Origin of the sequence: Streptomyces sp. Ac-502 (genome assembly GCF_045222935.1) — a bacterium.
Taxonomy (GTDB): domain Bacteria; phylum Actinomycetota; class Actinomycetes; order Streptomycetales; family Streptomycetaceae; genus Streptomyces; species Streptomyces monomycini.
The window spans coordinates 3653427-3671189 of sequence record NZ_JBHFFO010000001.1 but is presented as its reverse complement, the minus strand read 5'-3'; the positions used below and the strand labels follow the sequence as shown (position 1 = coordinate 3671189).

The following is a 17763-nucleotide window of genomic DNA, read 5'->3' as shown; positions in this document are numbered from 1 at the left end:
GGATTGGGTTAGGCAGTGCTCCTGAGAACCTTTGGCTGGTCGTTCGCCGTCACGGCGGCCGGCCTGGCCTTGGCCGGCGTCCTCTGGGGGTGGCAGGGGCTAGCGATCGTTGGCATCCTGTCGATCCTGGAGATTTCGGTCTCGTTCGACAATGCGGTCATCAACGCCGGAATCCTGCGCAAGATGAACGCCTTCTGGCAGAAAATCTTTCTGACCGTCGGCATTCTCATCGCCGTCTTCGGCATGCGCCTGGTCTTCCCGGTCGTCATCGTCGCGGTCACCGCGAAGATCGGACCGATCGAGGCCGTCAATCTGGCGATCAACGACAAGGCGCAGTACGAGCACCTCGTCACGGCGGCCCACCCGGCCATCGCGGCCTTCGGTGGCATGTTCCTGCTCATGATCTTCCTCGACTTCATCTTCGAGGAGCGCGAGCACAAGTGGCTGGGCTGGCTGGAACGGCCGCTGGCCAAAATGGGCAAGCTGGACATGCTGTCCGTCATCGTCGCGCTGGTCGTCCTGCTCGTCGGCGCCATGACGGTGGCCACCGACGTCGCGCACGGTGGTGGTGACAAGAGCGCGACGGTCCTGCTGTCCGGCGTCGCCGGCCTGCTCACGTACCTGGTCGTGGGCGGTGTCTCCGGCTACTTCGAGGACAAGCTGGAGGAGGCCGAAGAGGCCCAGGAGGCCGAGAACGAGGACGCCGGCAACGGCTCCGCCGCGAAGCCGGCGGTGGCGGCCCAGGAAGCCGGTGCCGGTGCCGGTGCGAACGGCGAGACGTCCAAGCGCGGCTCCGTCTCGGGCGTGGGGCTCGCGGGCAAGGCCGCGTTCTTCCTGTTCCTCTACCTGGAGGTCATCGACGCGTCGTTCTCCTTCGACGGCGTCATCGGGGCCTTCGCCATCACCAACGACATCTTCGAGATGGCGCTGGGTCTGGGCATCGGCGCGATGTACATCCGTTCGCTGACGGTCTTCCTGGTCCGCAAGGGGACCCTCGACGACTACGTCTACCTGGAGCACGGCGCGCACTACGCCATCGGCGCGCTGGCCGTCATCCTGCTCGCCACGATCAAGTACGAGATCAACGAGGTCATCACCGGCCTGGTCGGAATCGTGCTGATCGCCGCGTCCTTCTGGTCATCCATGCGCAAGAACCGCAAGGAAGGCAAAGCGAGCGAAGACTCCGGGGCAAAGTCGGAAGTTGCCTCCGGAGTGTGACGAGGGCCTGATTGAGGAACGCTCTCAGCGGGGCGGCCATGGAGTGCTCACTCCATGGCCGCCCCGCGGCCGTACCGGGCCACGGGGCGGCCGGTACAGCCGGGGAGGACCGGAACGGCCGGGGAGAGCCGGCACGGCCGGGACGAACCGGTGCGGCCGGGACGCACGTAGCAGTCGGGTCGCCGAGCCGTCTGGCGGGCGGCCTCCGGGTCGGATCGATGGGGTGGGGCAAGGTGTCGTTCTTGGACAATTGGCGTCGGGGCGGGGCGCCGAAATTCGAAACCGGTGGCGCGTCGCACGTGGTCGAGCTGACCAAGCGCAACCCGGTCGTCTCGCTGACGAAGCAGGGCGCGGCCTCCGGACACCTGCGGGTCAACCTGTCCTGGCAGATGCGCACGCCCGACATCGGGATGCGCAGCTCGCAGCGCGGCGGCAGCCTGCTGCGCAATCCGGGCAAGATGTTCAAACCGGAGGTGGTGCAGGCGCAGGGGCCGGCGGTCGTCAAGATCGACCTGGACCTGGCCTGCCTGTACGAGCTCAAGGACGGCACCAAGGGCGTGGTGCAGCCGCTCGGCAACTTCCTGGGCGACATCAACGCCGCGCCGTACGTGAAACTCAGCGGCGACGACCGCTTCGGCTCGCCCTCCGGCGAGACGCTCTACATCAACCTCGACCACCGCGACGAGATCAAGCGCCTGCTGATCTTCGTCTACATCTACGACGGCACACCGGCCTTCGACCGCACCCACGCCGTCGTGACGCTCTACCCGAGCAGCGGCCCCCGCGTGGAGATCGGCCTCGACGAACGCGCGCCACAGGCCCGCTCCTGCGCCATCTTCATGCTGGAGAACAACAAGGGCGAACTCACCGTCCGCCGCGAGGTGAAGTACGTCTACGGCTTCCAGTCCGAACTGGACCGCCTGTACGGCTGGGGCCTGCAGTGGGGGCGGGGGTACAAGTCGAAGGTGTGAGTCGAGGGCGCAAGCTGGGGGCGTGGGCTGGGCTCGGAGCTTGGGGCTTGCGTCAAGGGCATGAGCTGGGGGCTTGAGCCGAGGGCGTGGGCTGCGGCGTGAGCTGGGGCTGGGTGGAGAGCCCGAGTCGGCGGTGCGGGGGCTTGGGAGTACGGGGACGGGTGGGGCTGGGCTGGAGAAACGTTACGGCTGGTGTGGCGGCCGGGGCGGGAACGCCCGGGCTCGCGACCGTGGTCGTGCCCGGCCGCCCTGAGCTGCTCGGCGCTCACGCTGCTCAGCGGCTGGTCAGTGGCTGCTCAGTCGCTCAACGGGCGGCTGCGCACCTCAACGGCTGCTCAGTGCGCGGTCAGCGGCTCAGCCCCTGGACGCCCGGCCGTGGGCCGTCTGCGAGCAGACGCTTGCTTGCGGGCAGGCGCCCGAGGGAAGCACCCCACTCTCCCGCCAAGCAAGCCCGGCATGGCGCGATGACGGCCGACCCGAACACATGCCGGTCGCTGGCCGCCACAGCCCCTTGAACAGTGCGGGTGAGTGCTGACGGCTGAGCGCTGCCGGGCCGCCACCCGCCCGTCAGCGGTGCTGGAACTGCGGCCCCTGCGGCGGAAGGACGAAGTTCGGGTCCAGCCCGGGACCGGGAACCGGACCGGGAGCCGGGGGCTGCTGCGGATAACCGTAAGCCGGAGGCGCCGGGACAGCGGGAGCCACCGGGCCCGTCGGGTACGCCTGGTGCTGATGCTGGTGTTGCTGCGGAGGCTGCGGATAGCCGTACGAGGGCTGCGGCTGCTGCGGCATCGGGCCGGGGTATCCGTACGCGGGCTGGGCCGGGGGCTGCGTCGGAGGCGGCGGGATGTTCGGACCGTTCTGCGGATAGCCGTAGCCTCCACCGGTGGGCTGCGGCTGAGGCGGGTACGCCGCAGCCGGTGCGGCCGTGTGCGGTGCGGCCGAGGGCGGAGCGGCGGGCGGCGACAGCGGAAAGGAGTCCGGCTCTGACTGGGCTGCGGAACCTGGCGCCGGGGCTGGCGCCTGCGCTGGGGCTGGTGCCGGCGGCGTCGCCGGGGACGACACGGCCGGCGCAGGGCTCGGCGCCTGATTCGGGCCCGATCCCGCGCCCGAATCGGGCAGATGCTGTGTCGCGGCCTCAGGGTCCGCAGCGGAAGCCAACCCCCTGCCTCGCCGGAGCCGGACCCGGAACTGGGCCCAGCATCGCTGCCAGTGCTGCCCGCCGGTGCGGTGGCGTCCGACGACGCGGCCGCTGCCGCACCGGCTGCCGCACCCGCTGTCGTACCGGCTGTGGCACTGGCTTCCTGCGCCGCGGACTCGTCCTCTTCCTCCACCGAGATCCCGAATTCGGCGGCCAGGCCGATCAGCCCGTTCTCGTACCCCTGCCCGAGCGCACGGAACTTCCACCGGTCGCCGCGCCGGTACAACTCGCCGCAGATCAGGGCCGTCTCCTTGCCCGTCTCCGGCACTACGTCGAAGACCGCGACCGGCTCGTCGTCCGACGAGGAGGCGTCGTGCAGCAGGACGCGCAGATCCCGTACGTGCGCGAAGGTCCCGCCGTCCGCCGACGCGGCGAGCACGACACGGTCCACCGACGCCTCAAGTCCGGACAGGTCCGCCTCGATCGTGTCCGCCACCCCGTCGGCCAGCTGCGTCTTCGGCAGGTGCCGCACCAGGCCGCTGGGGTGCCGTGGCTGGTTGTAGAAGACGAAGTCCGCATCGGACCGCACGCGTCCGTCGGCACCGAGGAGCAGGGCCGAGGCATCGACATCGGGCACCCCCGCGCCGGGGGCCCAGCGCAGTACGGCCCGGACCGCCGTGGTGTCGAGGGGTACGTTGGACCCTTTCAGCATCGCGTGCGTCATGTCCGTAATCCTGCCTTCCCGGAGGTCGGAGGGACAACGCGGGGGCCGCTCCGGCGTGGCCCGCCCGGTGCCCGCGTCACCTGGCCGTCGTGTGCGGGTCACGTGCTTTTCACATGGGCGGGAACTTTCTCGTCGCGGCCGCACGTACGATTACCGGCCGGATCCAGACAGCGAGTCGCCGCGGGGTGGCCCCGGCCCCGCCTGCTCACGGGGAGTTCTATGCGTCACTTTGGGCATCTTGCGCCCGATATCCGGAATGCTTTGTTCCACCAGGAGCCGGTCGAGTTCACCGCCGACTCCCCGCCCAGCACGCTCTCGGTAGCCCTCGGCGCAACGCTCTACAGCCCGGCCACCCGTCCACGCCTCGCCGAGGACGTCGTCAAACAGGCCGGCCGTGGAGTGGTCTCCATGGTGCTGTGCCTGGAGGACTCCATCAGCGACGCGGACGTGGTCGCCGGTGAGGAAAATCTGGTACGGCAGTTCGCGGCCCTCGGCCAGGAGGCCGAAAACGGTACGGTCCTCCCGCTGCTGTTCATCCGGGTGCGCGCGGCCGCGCAGATACCCGACCTGGTGCGCCGACTGGGCCGTGACGTTCGTCTGTTGTCCGGATTCGTGCTGCCCAAGTTCACCGAGGAGCGAGGCGTCCCGTTCCTGGAGGCGCTGACCGGCGCGGAGGCGGAATGCGGGCGGCGGCTGTTCGCCATGCCGGTGCTCGAATCGCCCGATCTGCTCCACCTGGAGAGCCGCGGCGAGACACTGCGGGGCATCGCGCGCACGGTGGACAAGTACCGCGACCGCATACTGGCACTGCGTCTCGGGGTCACCGACTTCTGCTCGGCCTACGGCCTGCGCCGGGCCCCCGACATGACGGCGTACGACGTGCAGATCGTCGCGTCGGTGATCGCCGACGTGGTGAACGTCCTCGGCCGGGCGGACGGCACCGGCTTCACGGTCACCGGTCCGGTATGGGAGTACTTCCGGCTGCACGAGCGGATGTTCAAGCCGCAGCTGCGGCAGAGCCCCTTCCTCGGCCGGGCGGAGGAGCTCCGGACGGCCCTGATCGAACACGACATGGACGGCCTCCTGCGCGAGATCGAACTCGACCGCGCGAACGGCCTCCAGGGCAAGACCTGCATCCACCCCTCGCACGTGGCACCGGTACACGCACTCTCGGTCGTCAGCCATGAGGAGTTCAGCGACGCCGTGGACATCCTGCGGCCCGAGCGGGGCGCCGGCGGCGTGCTGCGCTCCGCGTACACGAACAAGATGAACGAGATCAAGCCGCATCGCGCCTGGGCCGAACGGACCCTGCTGCGCGCCGAAGCGTTCGGCGTCGCCCGCGAGGGCGTCGGCTTCGTGGAACTGCTGACGGCCAGCCTTCCGCACACCTGAGACGGCGAACGGTTCAGGCCTGGCGGTCACCGCCCCACCGGGCCGAGGACGTCCAGGAAGCAACGGATGATGACGACGGCGGAAGAGACGAAGGAGACGGGCACAGTGGTGTGGACGGGAGAGTGGGTCGCCCAGCGGCTCGGTGTCTCGCTGAGCGGTGGGGCGGAGCTGCCCAGGCTGCTCGGCCTGGCGCTGCGGCGCAATCCGAAGCGGGCGCACCTGCTCGTGTCGAACGTGCTCGGCAAGCACGTACCGCAGCGGCCGGACACGGTCTACGGCGCGGGCCTCGGGCTCGGACGCCAGGTCCGTGAACTGCTCGGTGACACCGAGGCGGCACGCGCCGTCGTCCTGGGATACGCCGAGACCGCCACGGGCCTTGGGCACAGCGTGGCCGACGGGCTGGCCCTCGCGCCCTATCTGCACTCCACGCGGCGACCGGTCGCGGGAGTCGAGCAGGCCGGCGGCTTCGAGGAGGAGCACAGTCACGCCACCTCGCACCTGCTTCTCCCGGAAGATCCGGCGCTGCTGGCCGGAGACGGCCCCCTGGTCCTCGTCGACGACGAGTTCTCCACCGGCCGCACGGTCCTGAACACCATCAAGGCGCTGCACGCCCGCTTCCCCCGCGAGCGGTACGTCGTCGTCGCGTTGGTCGACATGCGCTCGGACTCGGACCGCGGCCAGCTGCGGAAGTTCGCCGCGGACTTGGGCGCACGGGTCGACCTCATCGCCCTGGCCGCCGGTGGCGTACAACTTCCGGCCGACGTCCTCGAACGTGGCCAAGCCCTCGTAGCCACTCATCAGGACAAGACATCCACGTCTGCGCCGATGTCCGCGAGCCGGGCTCCGGGAACCTCGGCGGCCGACGCCGGGGAGAGCGGTAGCGGCAGTGGCGGCAGCGGGAGCGGCCGTGGGAGCGGGGTCGTAGCCTCGGACGAGCCCATGGCCCCGAGCGGCCAGGTACAATCCGTTCGAGTCGACCTCGGTTGGCCGGAAGGCGTGCCGGACGGCGGGCGCCACGGCTTCACCACCACCCACCGGGCCCGTCTGGAGGCGGCGCTGCCCGGCATGGCGGACCGGATCGCGGATGAGCTCACCGGCGCCCGCCGGGTGCTGGTCCTCGGCAACGAAGAGCTGATGTACGCACCGCTGCGCCTCGCCGGAGCCCTGGACGACCGCACACCGGCCGAGGTGTATTTCTCGACCACCACCCGCTCCCCGGTCCTCGCCGTGGACGACCCGGGCTACGCCATACGCACCCAGCTGGCCTTCCCCGCCCACGACCGGCCGGCTGGCGGACCGGGGGAGCGGTACGCGTACAACGTCGCGGCCGGCGCGGACCCGCAGCGGCGCTTCGACGCGGTCGTCGCCGTCATCGACTCGTACGGCGACACTCCGGAACTCCACGGTGCCGACGGCCTCCTGGGCCGGCTGGCCGCCCACACCGACCGGCTGCTGCTCGCCGTCATTCCTTCCTACACACCGGCGGACCCGCTGCCGCAGACGCCGGAGCCCGCCCCGAAGCCCATGCCCCACGCCACGCGACGACAGGTCTGACCGATGCCCCTCCCCGAGCCGCTGCGCGGCCCCGCCTTTTCCTCCTACGACCCCGACGAGGTCGGCTGGCTGCTCCAGGACCTGTCCTCGATCACCCTCGAAGCGCCGACGGAGGAGCGTGAGGAGGCGATACAGGCTGGTGGTGCCCACTACGCCGAGTCGCTGCCCGTCGAGTACCAGCCGAGTGAGCAGTACCAGGCGCTGTTCCACAGTGCCTTGGAGACCTCTGCCGGCCGCATCGCGCGGGCGGTCGGCACCGTCACCGAAACGGTGCTCGCCGAGCGCTCCGCCCGCCCGGTACTGGTCTCGCTGGCCCGCGCCGGCACCCCGGTGGGCGTTCTGATGCGCCGCTGGGCCCTGCACGTCCACGGGCTCGACCTGCCGCACTACGCGGTCTCGATCGTGCGCGGCCGTGGCATCGACACCACCGCCCTGCGCTGGCTCGCCGCCCACCACGACCCGGCGGACGTCGTCTTCGTCGACGGCTGGACGGGCAAGGGAGCCATCACCCGGGAACTGGCCCAGGCGGTGCGCGGCTTCCACGGCTTCGACCCGCGGATCGCCGTCCTCGCCGACCCCGGAGGCTGTGTGGACACCTACGGCACCCGTGACGACTTCCTCATCCCCTCCGCGTGCCTCAACTCGACCGTCTCCGGCCTGATATCGCGCACCGTACTCCGCGACGATCTCGTCGGGCCCGACGACTTCCACGGCGCCAAGTTCTACCGCGACCTCGCGGAGGCCGACCTGTCGCGCGTGCTCATCGACACCGTCGCGGCGCGGTTCGACGAGGTCGCCGAGCAGGTCGCCCTCGACGTGAAGGAACTGGCCGCGGCCGACCGGACACCCACCTGGGCGGGCTGGGCCGCGGTCGAGCGGATCAGCGAGACGTACGGCATCCACGACGTGAACCTCGTCAAGCCGGGTGTCGGTGAGACCACGCGGGTACTGCTCCGGCGCGTCCCCTGGAAGATCCTTGCCCGGCGCGGCGCCGGAACGGACCTCGATCATGTGCGTCTCCTTGCTGAACAGCGGGGCGTCCCCGTCGAAGAGGTCGACGAACTCCCCTACACCTGTGTCGGACTGATCCACCCCCGCTTCACGCGGGGCGCGACGGGTGCGGACGGCAAGGCGGTGACCGCGCCGTGAGCACGATCGTCGCCAGCGACCTGGACCGCACCCTCATCTATTCGGCCGCCGCACTGGACCTGGCCGTGCCCGACGCCGAGGCGCCCCGCCTGCTCTGCGTCGAGGTCTACGAACACCGACCGCTCTCCTACATGACGGAGACGGCGGCGGAGCTGCTCGCCGGTCTCGCCGACGCCACCACGTTCGTCCCCACGACCACGCGCACCCGCGAGCAGTACGGCCGGATCCACCTCCCGGGCCCCGCACCGCGGTTCGCCATCTGTGCGAACGGCGGGCACCTGCTCGTCGACGGAGAGTCCGACCAGGGCTGGCAGCGCACCGTCGCCGCCCGGCTGAGTGCGGAGTGCGCATCGCTCGACGAGGTCCGTGCGCACCTGCTGCGGACCGCCGACCCGGCATGGCTGCTCAAGGAACGCGTGGCCGAAGACCTCTTCGCCTACCTTGTCGTCGAGCGCCTCGCTGCTGCCGCAGACCTGGGTCAAGGAACTCGCCGAGTGGGCGGCTGCCCGCGGCTGGACCGTCTCGCTCCAGGGACGGAAGATCTACGCCGTGCCGAAGCCGCTGACCAAGAGCGCCGCTGTCGCCGAAGTCGTCCGCCGGACCGGTGCCTCGCAGGTGCTCGCCGCAGGCGACTCGCTGCTGGACGCCGACCTGCTGCTGGCCGCGGACCGCGGGTGGCGTCCCGGCCATGGTGAGCTGGCGGACTCCGGGTGGAGTGCTCCGCACGTCACCGCGCTGGACGCGCGCGGAGCCGCGGCGGGCGAGGAGATCCTGCGGGCGTTCACCCACGGCGTCGCTGCCCCCGACCACTCCTGCTGAGCCGTACGACGAGGAAGGCCAGGACCGCCAGCGCGGCGGCCACCAGCACCACCTTCGAGTACGCGTCCACATAGCCGGTCACCTCCTCCCAGTTCTCGCCGAGCGCGTAGCCGGCGAGGACGAAGATCGAATTCCAGATCAGACTGCCGAGTGTGGTCAGGACGAGGAAGGCCGGTATCGGCATCCGCTCGATACCGGCCGGAATCGATATCAGGCTGCGGAAGATCGGCACCATCCGGCCGAAGAACACCGCCTTGTTGCCGTGCCGCTGGAACCAGCGCTCCGTCCTCTCGACGTCGGAGACCTTGACCAGCGGCAGCTTGGCCGCGATCGCGAGCATCCGGTCCCGGCCGAGCAGCGCGCCCACGCCGTAGAGAGCGAGTGCGCCGAGAACCGACCCGAGCGTGGTCCACAACAGGGCGGAGAACAGAGTCATTTGTCCTTGCCCCGCCGAGAAGCCCGCCAGGGGAAGGATCAGTTCGCTGGGCAGGGGCGGGAAGAGGTTCTCGGCGGCGATCGCCAGGCCGGCGCCTGGCGCGCCGAGTGTGTCCATGAGTCCGGTGATCCAGCTGGTTTCCGCGTGTTCGTTCATGCTTCGACGCTAGAAATCCGCGCCCGTCGGCACATTGCGGAAAACCGCACGGAACACTGCGGTTTTCCGCAGTGCGGCGGTGCCGGCGCAGCCACTAGCGTTCCGATCATGCGGGGGATGGCACGGCGCGGGATGCGCCTCACGGTCGGATTGTTGGTCGGCGCGGGCACGGTGGCGGTCGAGCTGCCGTTCATCGTGCTCTCGGGGCTCGCGCTGCTCTGCGTTTTCGTCTGGCCGCGCGGGAGACGCAAGGTGCTGGAGCCGGTGACGGCCGTGGCCCGGTGGCTCATCGAGTCGGCGCGCCGCCGCCTGCGGTTCGGCGGTGCCGACTTCGCCTACGGGTACGACGACGAGCGCGCGCTCAAATACCTGGCGGTCCGCTGGCTGCTGGGCCTTCTGGGGGCAGGTGTGGTCTTAGCCGCGCTCACAGGGGCGACCATAGTCCTCTGGGCGTCGACGGTATGGACGTTCACCCACGTCGAGCACCCGGTCGATGTCGCGGAGACCGGCGTGGGCGCCGTGCTCCTGCTCTTCCTCAGCTTGCAGGGGGTGTTCGGGGTGGCGACGCTGGAAGCCCGGCTCGCGCGGCACTTCCTCGGCCCTACACACGAGAAAGAGCTGCAACGCCGGGTCGCGGAACTGGCCTCCAGCCGAGCCGGGGTCGTCGCCGCGGTCAACGACGAACGCCGCCGCATCGAGCGCGACCTACACGACGGTGTCCAACAGCGATTGGTGGGCCTCGGGATGCTGCTCGGCCGCGCGCTGCGCAGCAAGGACGAGGCTCATGCGGTCGAGCTGCTCCGGCAGGCGCACGCGGAAAGCCGCCTGGCGCTGACCGAGTTGCGCGAGGTCGCCTGGCGCATCTATCCGACGGTGTTGGACGAAGCAGGTTTGCAGGCCGCTCTGGAAACCGTCGCGGAGCGTTCCTCGGTTCCTGTCCGGCTGACCTGTCGCCTCACCCAGGAGCCCGGGGCCGCAGTGGCGGCCGTCGCCTACTTCGTCGTGTCCGAGGCGGTGACGAACGCGGTGAAACACTCCTGTGCGGAAGGGATAACCGTCACCGTCGACCGTGACGAGAACATGCTGACCGTCCGGATCCAGGACGACGGCTGGGGCGGTGCGAATCCCTCGGGAAGCGGGCTGTTCGGGCTGGCGCGCCGGGTCGCCGCCCTGGACGGCCGGTTACGGGTGGACAGCCCGGTCGGCGGACCGACCACGATCACCGCGGAGTTGCCGTGCGCGTAGTACTTGCCGACGATTCGACCCTGCTGAGGGAGGGCCTGGTGCGGCTGCTGACGGAAGAGGACCACGAGGTGACAGCCGCGGTCGCAGACGCCGCCGAACTGATGACGGTGCTGGAGCGCGCGCCGGCGGAGCAGCGGCCCGACGTGGTGGTCGTGGACGTACGGATGCCTCCCACGCACACGGACGAGGGGCTGCGAGCGGCCGTGCAGATCCGTGAGCGCTGGCCGGACGTCGGTGTACTCGTCCTCTCGCAGTACGTCGAGCGGCGGTACGCCACCGAGCTGCTGACCGAGGACAGTGAAGGGGTCGGCTACCTGCTCAAGGACAGAGTCGTGCAGGTGGACGAGTTCTTGGACGCGCTGGAGCGGGTCGGCTCGGGCAAGGCGGCCTTCGACTCGGAGGTCGTGCGCGTCCTGTTCTCCCGCAGCAGCCGCACCGACCCGCTGAACTCGCTCACGGCACGTGAGCGTGAGGTGCTCGCGCAGATGGCCGAAGGCCACACCAACGCCGCCATCGCCGGGAGGCTGCACATTTCACAGAGCGCGGTGGAGAAGCACACCAACGCGATCTTCGACAAGCTCGGTCTGGCGGGCACTTCGGGCTACTCTCGCCGCGTTCTGGCCGTTCTGCGCTATCTGGGGACCTGAGGAGTACCGGTGACCAAGAGCAAATCCACCGCGATCACGGAGGAGCTGTACGACTACGTCCTCGCGCACAATCCGCCGCTGGACGCCGTGCAGCGGAAGCTGGTGGAGACCACCTACCAGCGTTTCCCCGACGAGGCGCAGATGCAGTCGGCCCAGGAGCAGGGCCCGCTGCTGGCCTTCCTGGTCCGCCTGTGCGGTGCGCGCCGCATCGTGGAGGTCGGCACGTTCACCGGCTTCTCCACCCTGGCGATGGCGCAGGCCCTGCCGCCGGACGGTGAGCTGATCGCCTGTGACGTGTCCGAGGAGTGGACGGCATACGGCCGTGAAGCGTGGGAGAAGGCCGGTGTGGCGGACCGGATCGACCTGCGCATCGCACCGGCGCTGGACACCCTGCGGGCGATGCCCGCCGAGCCGACCATCGATTTCGCCTACCTGGACGCGGACAAGCCCAACTACATCGCCTACTGGGACGAGTTGGCGCCGCGCCTGCGGCCAGGTGGGTTGATCGTCGCGGACAACGTCCTCTTCGGCGGTACCGTCACCGACCCGCAGGTGGAAGGCGCGGCGGCGGCGATCAGGAAGTTCAACGACCACGTCATGGCGGACCAGCGGGTAGAGGCGGTGATACTCACCGTGGCAGACGGCCTGACGGTGGCACGCAGGCTGTAGTGGCCGGGTGCGGGTGCGGGTGCGGGGCGGGCTTCGGGCGGAGATGCGGCAAACCGGGTGCCGGGTGCAGGAAGCTGAGCTGGGGGCGAGGCCGGCGCCCGTGCCCGGAGCGACCACCGGGCACGCCGAAGCCACCGGCGCCACTGGTGCTGATGGCGCCGCCGATGCCACTGGAACTCTCGGCGACCGGTTTCAACCGCAGCATCCGCCTCCGCAGCAGCCACCGCCGGAGGCCGGAGCGGAAGCGGCGGCCGAGCCGCCGACGGCCACCGTGGACAGCAGCTTGACCGTGTCCTCGTGTCCGTCCGGGCAGGTGGCCGGGGCGGAGGACTCGGCCATCGGACGGTTCAGCTCGAAGGTCGAGCCGCAGGAACGGCAGCGGTATTCGTAACGAGGCATGGCGACAGATTAGCCCGCGAGTGGGGGAGAGGGGGCGGGGCGTGGAGAGGAAGCGGTCCGGGTCAACGTACGACTGTGCCGGGAGGGGCACCGAGGAGATTCAGTTCGGTCCGGGTGGGGGCGCCCTCCCAGCCACCGGGCGAGGCCACCGCGAAGGCGCCGGTCGTCACGGCCCGTATGAGGCGCCCGGCGCCCCCTTCGCCGTCCGGCAGAGCGGAGAGGTACCCCGCCACGAAGGCATCACCGGGACCGACCGCGTCCACGGCCCGCACAGCTACGGCCGACTGGTGCAGCGAGTCGCCACCGGATTCCGGCGCCTCGCTCGGGGCCTTCGCAGAGTAGGTGCGGCTTGTGCTCCTTGCCGGGTCGGCAGGGAGGTTCGGACGTGGGTAAGAGGTGGCGCCGGCCGAGCCGAGTTTGACGGTGACCTCCTGCACGCCCGCAGCCAGCAGCGCTCGGGCTTGCGCACCGGTGTCGGTCGGGGAGCCAGGCGGGAGGCACAGCGGAAGCTCGTCGGCCGAGGCGATCAGGAGGTCCACGTACGGCATCCAGTCCCGCAACACCGCCGACGCCTGATCGGCTGTCCACAACCGGGCGCGGTGGTCGACGTCGAGGCACACCAAGGTCCCGTGGTCGCGGGCCAGCCGAAGGGCGTGGGTCGAGGCCGCGCGGGCGGCGGAGCTCAGTGCCGGGGTGATGCCGGTGAGGTGGAGAATCCGGGGTACGGCGGCGGCGAAGGCCAGGTCGAGCACGTCCGGAGTCAGGCGAGAGCCGGCCGAGCCCGCGAGGTAGTAGTGCACCCGTGTCAGCTCCGGCAGCCGAGGCTCGAAAAGGATCAGGCCGGTCGGAATGCCGGCATCCTTCCAGACTCCGGAGACGTCCACCGCTTCCGCCCGCAGGGTACGAGGTACGAGCTCACCGGCCTCGTCGTCCCCGACCGCGCCCACCCAGCGGACGGTGTGGCCGAGCCGGGCGAGACCGATGGCGACGTTGCTCTCGGCGCCTGCGATGGAGACGTTCATCGTGCCGCCCATCTACAGCGGTCCACTGCCGCGCAGCGCGACCATGGTCTCGCCGAAGGTGAGGACGCTGCCGCCGTCGCGTGCACCGACGACGCCGCTCGGCTCAGCTTCGGCACCCGAATCGGCATCGGCACCAGGATTGGCGCTGACCCGCGAATCGACACCGCCCCGCGGATCGGCGTCGGCGCCCGCGGCTGGGGGCAGCGCTACGGACGAACCGGACCTGGCGCCGATGGATGTACCGGGCGCTGTGCGTTCCGCGTCCGCGCTCATCCCGCGCACACGGAGAGGAAGCCGGTGGCGCGGGTGCGGAGAGCGGCCAGGTCGCCGCCGTCCATGGCGTCCCCGACCAGGGATGAGCCGACTCCGACAGCCACCGCTCCGGCGGCCAGGTAGACGCGGGCCGCTGCCGCGTCCACCCCGCCGACCGGTACGAACGGCACATCAGGAAACGGTGCGCGCGTTCTTGTGCGGCGTGCGGCTTGCGATCGTCGGTCACCACTCGGCGAACGAACCGTCCGCGTGACGCCAGACCGGGTTGCGCCAGGCGTGCCCCCGCCTGTCGGCGGCTCGTACGGCCGGTTCGTCAACCGTCACACCCAGCCCTGGGCGGTCGGTGCGCAGCAGAAAACCGTCGTGGAAGCGGAAGGGTTCCGGGTCGGCCACGTAGTCGAGCAGTTCGGCGTCCTGGTTGTAGTGGATGCCGATGGACTGCTCCTGGATGAGGAAGTTGGGGGTGGTGAAGGCGACCTGAAGACTGGCGGCGAGGGCGACCGGACCGAGGGGGCAGTGCGGCGCGAGCTGGGCTCCGTACGTCTCCGCGAGGGCGGCGATCCGGCGCAGTTCGGAGATGCCGCCCGCGTGCGAGATGTCCGGCTGGAGGATGGCGACACCCGCTTGGAGAGGCGCGAGGAACTCCTGACGGGTGAAGAGCCGCTCGCCCAGAGCGAGCGGGATGTTGGAGGCGTTGACCAGGTCGGGAAGCGCGTGCGGGTAGTCGCAGAGCACGGGTTCCTCGACGAACATCGGGGCGTGCTCGGCCAGCAGAGGAAGGAGGCGGCGCGCGTTGGCGGGGGAGACCCGGCCGTGGAAGTCCAGGCCGAAGTCCCGTTCATCGCCCAGTACGGCACGGGCGGTCTCGGCCCGGCGCAGGCAGTCGCGTACCTCCGCGCGGGTGGCGACCGGTGACATCCGCCCGCAGCCGTTCATCTTGACGGCGGTGAAGCCCGCCTCGACCTGGGCGGTCAGTACGTCCCGGATCTCGTCCGGTTCGTCGCCCCCGACCCAGGCGTATGCGCGGACACGTTCGCGTACGGGGCCGCCGAGAAGCTGGTGCACGGGCACGCCGTACCGCTTGCCCTTGATGTCCCACAAGGCCTGGTCCAGTCCGGCGACCGCGGAGGAGAGTACCGGGCCGCCGCGGTAGAAGCCGCCCTTCGTCATGACCTGCCAGTGGTCCTCGATACGCGAAGAATCCTGGCCGAGGAGGTACTCGGACAGGACTTCGACGGCGGCGCGTACCGGCTCGGCACGGCCCTCGACCACCGGCTCGCCCCAGCCGACGAGGCCGTCGTCGGTCTCCACGCGGACGAACATCCAGCGCGGCGGGGCCAGGAACGTCTCGACACGGCTGATCTTCACAGGCCGCCGCCCTTCCTCTGGTCGTGGCTGGTCAGAGGCTGGCATGGGGGGCCGGGGGCTAACAATCGGTGGGCGGGAGGAAGGACGGCGGAGGAAGGGCGGAAAAGGAGGGAGAGGAGGGAGCGGTGGGGTTGCAGGGAGCCGCGAGGGTGGGGACTGCGGGCTGGGTGGCCGAGATGGGCGGGGCGGGCGCGGCAGAGGTTGCGGCAGAGACAATTTTTGCCACCGGCGCCGACTCTGATGTCACAAAGCGTGTCTGCGATGCTTCGGGCGGCGGTGGCGGCCGACCGAAGCGGTCTCGTGCCGTGGTGACACATGAGCGCCGGTACGGGGTGGGGCCGGGCGCAGGGTCTGGCGCTGCGCCACCTCCGGGTGCCGGGCGCGCCAGTACGGGTTGTCGTGGGGCAGGCCGCCGGAGACCCGTCCGTACATGCCGAAGACCAGCAGCATCAGGCCGACGACGAAGCTGAACAGGACGTTCTGGATGCGGAAGGCCAGATAGTTGAAGCCGGTCTCCAGGATGGCGAGGTTGATGAAGCCGCTCAGCAGGAACGCCATGCCGAGCACGATGTTGAGCGTGGAGGCGAGGTTCCCGCCGATCACCATGCCACCGAAGAGGACCACGCCCACGATGATCGACAGCACGCTCAGCGCGCCGTTGGTGTTCAGTCCGGCGACGGTGTCGCCGCCCGTGTCGAAGAAACCGATCTTGTCGATCAGCCCGAGAATGCCGAAGGCGACAAGGACCAACCCCATCAGACCGGCGCCGAATCGGTACACCGTGCTGAGCCGGTGATCGACGGGCAGATGTTCGTCGAGTCGCGTGTGCCGCACCTTGCCGCGCAGCGTCCGGATGGGCCCGTGCAGAGCCTGGCCAGCGTCCATGTTCCGGCCTCCTTAGCGCGATGAACCGCCTGGGCCGTGCTTGACACCAGCATCCGCCCGTACCGGGCGTAACGCCATAGCGCCAGGTCACAGGGCTGCGGGAGCCCTGACGACCGTCCGGAGCCGACTCTCAGCCCGCGGCTCCGCCGCCCCGCTCGTCGCGGATCTCCTGGACGACGCGGGCCGCGGTCTGCCGTACCGCCTCCGTCTCGGTCAAGAAGTGCCACCAGTCCGGGTGCCGCCCTTCCAGACCGGCGATCGCACGCTCCAGGCGCGCCACCGCGTCGTCCAGCGGCCGGGCGTGTCGCGGGTCGGGCGTGCTGCGTCCCGCCATCGCCAGACGCTGCGCGTCCCGCACCGCGAAGCGCGTACGCTCGACCTCCTTCTCACGGTCGAAGGACACCTCGTCCAGCCGGCGCAGCCGGTCGCCGGCCGCCGAGACCGCCTCGTCGGTGGTGTTCAGCAGGGCCCGCACGGTCGCCAGCAGGCTCGTGGCGTCGGCCCAGCGCTGCTCGTCCCGTGCCCGCTGGGCCTCCCGCACCTTGTTCTCGGCCTGCGCGACGGCGTCCGCGGCCTGCTCCGGTACGTGCTGGAGGTCCTGCCAGCAGGCAGCGCTGTACCGCCGCCGCAGCTCGCTCAGTACGGGATCGACCTTGCTCGCCCGCGTCGTGATGGCCTGGGCACGGGTACGCAGCGACACCAGCCGCTTGTCGATCTCCGCGGCCTTCTCGGGCAGCCGCTCCGCCTCGGTCCGTACGGACTCGGCCTGGCGCAGTACGTCGTCGGCGCGCCGGATCGTCTCCTGCACGCCGTGCTGACCGGCGCCCTGGTTCAGCTTGGTCAGCTCGGGCGCCAGGGCGGCCAGCCGGGCCGCCAGATCGTCGGCCTGGAAGTCCTGCGCCCGGACGGCGTCCAGCGCGTTGCTCGCCGCGAGCAGGGCCTGCCGTGCCCGTTCCACCGCAGGTGCGAGCCGCGCCAGCTGGGTCTCCGCGGTCTGCAGGAGCGGGCCGAGCCCCTGCGCGAACCGGTCGAGGTCGGCCTTGACCCGCTCCAGCTCCTCCTTGGCCCGGGCCAGGTCGGCGCGGGCCCGCGAGGCGGCACCGGCGTCGAGGTCGTCCCGGTCGAGATCATGGGCGTCGACAGCGCTGATGTAACCCTGGCTGACCTCGTCGATCCGCCGCCCGAAGTTCTCGTAGTCCTTCGCGGCCCGGCCGGCCGCCGGCGATCTGTCGACCGCCGTGATCGTCTCTATGGAGATCCGCAGATCGCGCTGTGCCGTGTCCAGCTCGTAGAACGCCGCGGCCGCGGCATCCTTCGCGGCCTGCGCGTCCGCCCGCTGGCTCTCCCCGCGCCCGAACCAGCGCCGCGTACCACCACCCGCGAAAGCGGCCGGAGCCGCGGCCACCAGCAAGGGCAGCGGCAGCAGAAGCAGGGCCATCGTGTCCCGGAACGCGCCCCCTCGGGGGCGACGGCGTACTGCACGGCGTGCTCGCTGCTCGTGCGGCTGCGTGTGTGTCGCCGTCACATCCCTCTCCCGATCGCATCGCCCCAGGCCCGACTGCCATTCTCCCACCCAGTGGGAACGAACACAGTGGCCGGTTGGTTCGCGATCCGGGGGCTGATTCACCGGCCCCGCCGCCGGGGCCCACGTTCCTGGTTTGCGAAGCAGCCCAGGAAGCAAGGTAGTCTGTCGGCTCA

14 protein-coding genes and 3 pseudogenes are annotated in these 17763 nt (G+C 70.5%); 8 read left to right on the top strand and 9 right to left on the bottom strand.

What is annotated here, in order from left to right; all coding sequences use genetic code 11:
• Positions 1–15: 15 nt before the first annotated feature.
• Both ACEXOX_RS16600 and ACEXOX_RS16595 read left to right on the top strand, forming a co-directional pair.
• Positions 16–1218 (top strand): DUF475 domain-containing protein, encoded by a 1203-nt coding sequence (locus ACEXOX_RS16600; RefSeq protein ID WP_406521512.1) that lies wholly within the window; start codon positions 16–18, stop codon positions 1216–1218.
• A 233-nt stretch (positions 1219–1451) separates the two neighbouring features.
• Complete coding sequence (locus ACEXOX_RS16595; RefSeq protein ID WP_406521511.1) at positions 1452–2189, top strand: Tellurium resistance; 738 nt, start codon at positions 1452–1454, stop codon at positions 2187–2189.
• A gap of 335 nt (positions 2190–2524) precedes the next feature.
• Here ACEXOX_RS16595 and ACEXOX_RS16590 read toward each other — a convergent pair whose 3' ends face one another.
• Positions 2525–4039 (bottom strand): TerD family protein, encoded by a 1515-nt coding sequence (locus ACEXOX_RS16590; RefSeq protein WP_406526369.1) that lies wholly within the window; start codon positions 4037–4039, stop codon positions 2525–2527.
• 231 nt (positions 4040–4270) lie between these two features.
• On the opposite strand from ACEXOX_RS16590, the gene ACEXOX_RS16585 reads away from it, so the two are divergent.
• The 3 genes and pseudogenes from ACEXOX_RS16585 (at position 4271) to ACEXOX_RS16575 (ending at position 8965) form a co-directional block, all read left to right on the top strand.
• On the top strand, positions 4271–5443 hold the full coding sequence (locus tag ACEXOX_RS16585; RefSeq protein ID WP_406521509.1) for an HpcH/HpaI aldolase/citrate lyase family protein: 1173 nt from the start codon (positions 4271–4273) through the stop codon (positions 5441–5443).
• A gap of 69 nt (positions 5444–5512) precedes the next feature.
• A pseudogene (locus tag ACEXOX_RS16580) lies at positions 5513–8146 on the top strand (phosphoribosyltransferase).
• Positions 8143–8965 (top strand): annotated as a pseudogene (locus ACEXOX_RS16575) (HAD family hydrolase). Before ACEXOX_RS16580 ends, ACEXOX_RS16575 begins: the two co-directional pseudogenes overlap by 4 nt.
• Here ACEXOX_RS16575 and ACEXOX_RS16570 read toward each other — a convergent pair.
• Positions 8928–9557 (bottom strand): DedA family protein, encoded by a 630-nt coding sequence (locus tag ACEXOX_RS16570; protein WP_406521507.1) that lies wholly within the window; start codon positions 9555–9557, stop codon positions 8928–8930. The pseudogene ACEXOX_RS16575 and the gene ACEXOX_RS16570 overlap by 38 nt on opposite strands.
• A 132-nt stretch (positions 9558–9689) precedes the next feature.
• On the opposite strand from ACEXOX_RS16570, the gene ACEXOX_RS16565 reads away from it, so the two are divergent.
• The 3 genes from ACEXOX_RS16565 to ACEXOX_RS16555 are packed head-to-tail and all read left to right on the top strand — an operon-like array spanning position 9690 to position 12118.
• Positions 9690–10802 (top strand): sensor histidine kinase, encoded by a 1113-nt coding sequence (locus ACEXOX_RS16565; protein ID WP_406521505.1) that lies wholly within the window; start codon positions 9690–9692, stop codon positions 10800–10802.
• Positions 10793–11449 (top strand): response regulator transcription factor, encoded by a 657-nt coding sequence (locus ACEXOX_RS16560; protein ID WP_030023151.1) that lies wholly within the window; start codon positions 10793–10795, stop codon positions 11447–11449. Before ACEXOX_RS16565 ends, ACEXOX_RS16560 begins: the two co-directional genes overlap by 10 nt.
• Before the next feature lie 9 nt (positions 11450–11458).
• Complete coding sequence (locus ACEXOX_RS16555) at positions 11459–12118, top strand: O-methyltransferase (RefSeq protein ID WP_406521503.1); 660 nt, start codon at positions 11459–11461, stop codon at positions 12116–12118.
• A gap of 192 nt (positions 12119–12310) precedes the next feature.
• On the opposite strand, the gene ACEXOX_RS16550 is transcribed toward ACEXOX_RS16555, so the two are convergent.
• From ACEXOX_RS16550 to ACEXOX_RS16520, 7 genes and pseudogenes are all read right to left on the bottom strand, one after another.
• The gene (locus tag ACEXOX_RS16550; RefSeq protein ID WP_406521501.1) at positions 12311–12517 is read right to left on the bottom strand and encodes a zinc ribbon domain-containing protein; all 207 of its coding nucleotides are present in this window, start codon (positions 12515–12517) and stop codon (positions 12311–12313) included.
• Between the two features lie 62 nt (positions 12518–12579).
• Positions 12580–13551 (bottom strand): sugar kinase, encoded by a 972-nt coding sequence (locus ACEXOX_RS16545; protein ID WP_406521500.1) that lies wholly within the window; start codon positions 13549–13551, stop codon positions 12580–12582.
• Positions 13552–13812 carry a hypothetical protein gene (locus ACEXOX_RS16540; protein WP_406521498.1) on the bottom strand — a complete coding sequence of 87 codons (261 nt, stop codon included), beginning with the start codon at positions 13810–13812 and terminating at the stop codon, positions 13552–13554.
• Positions 13809–14000: pseudogene (locus ACEXOX_RS16535) on the bottom strand (aldolase); the annotation flags it as partial. The gene ACEXOX_RS16540 and the pseudogene ACEXOX_RS16535, both read right to left, overlap by 4 nt.
• Before the next feature lie 34 nt (positions 14001–14034).
• Positions 14035–15180 (bottom strand): galactonate dehydratase, encoded by a 1146-nt coding sequence (gene dgoD, locus ACEXOX_RS16530; RefSeq protein ID WP_406521496.1) that lies wholly within the window; start codon positions 15178–15180, stop codon positions 14035–14037.
• Between the two features lie 243 nt (positions 15181–15423).
• On the bottom strand, positions 15424–16065 hold the full coding sequence (locus ACEXOX_RS16525) for a DUF4383 domain-containing protein (protein ID WP_406521494.1): 642 nt from the start codon (positions 16063–16065) through the stop codon (positions 15424–15426).
• 130 nt (positions 16066–16195) lie between these two features.
• Positions 16196–17590 carry a hypothetical protein gene (locus ACEXOX_RS16520; RefSeq protein WP_406521493.1) on the bottom strand — a complete coding sequence of 465 codons (1395 nt, stop codon included), beginning with the start codon at positions 17588–17590 and terminating at the stop codon, positions 16196–16198.
• Positions 17591–17763: the final 173 nt, after the last annotated feature.

Excerpts from the sequence above, each read along its gene's own strand:
- ACEXOX_RS16585 (WP_406521509.1), top strand. The coding sequence starts at position 4,271 with ATGCGTCACTTTGGGCATCTTGCGCCCGATATCCGGAATGCTTTGTTC.
- ACEXOX_RS16570 (WP_406521507.1), bottom strand. The coding sequence starts at position 9,557 with ATGAACGAACACGCGGAAACCAGCTGGATCACCGGACTCATGGACACA.
- ACEXOX_RS16550 (WP_406521501.1), bottom strand. The coding sequence starts at position 12,517 with ATGCCTCGTTACGAATACCGCTGCCGTTCCTGCGGCTCGACCTTCGAG.
- ACEXOX_RS16545 (WP_406521500.1), bottom strand. The coding sequence starts at position 13,551 with ATGGGCGGCACGATGAACGTCTCCATCGCAGGCGCCGAGAGCAACGTC.
- ACEXOX_RS16565 (WP_406521505.1), top strand. The coding sequence starts at position 9,690 with ATGCGCCTCACGGTCGGATTGTTGGTCGGCGCGGGCACGGTGGCGGTC.
- ACEXOX_RS16590 (WP_406526369.1), bottom strand. The coding sequence starts at position 4,039 with ATGCTGAAAGGGTCCAACGTACCCCTCGACACCACGGCGGTCCGGGCC.
- ACEXOX_RS16540 (WP_406521498.1), bottom strand. The coding sequence starts at position 13,812 with ATGAGCGCGGACGCGGAACGCACAGCGCCCGGTACATCCATCGGCGCC.
- ACEXOX_RS16525 (WP_406521494.1), bottom strand. The coding sequence starts at position 16,065 with ATGGACGCTGGCCAGGCTCTGCACGGGCCCATCCGGACGCTGCGCGGC.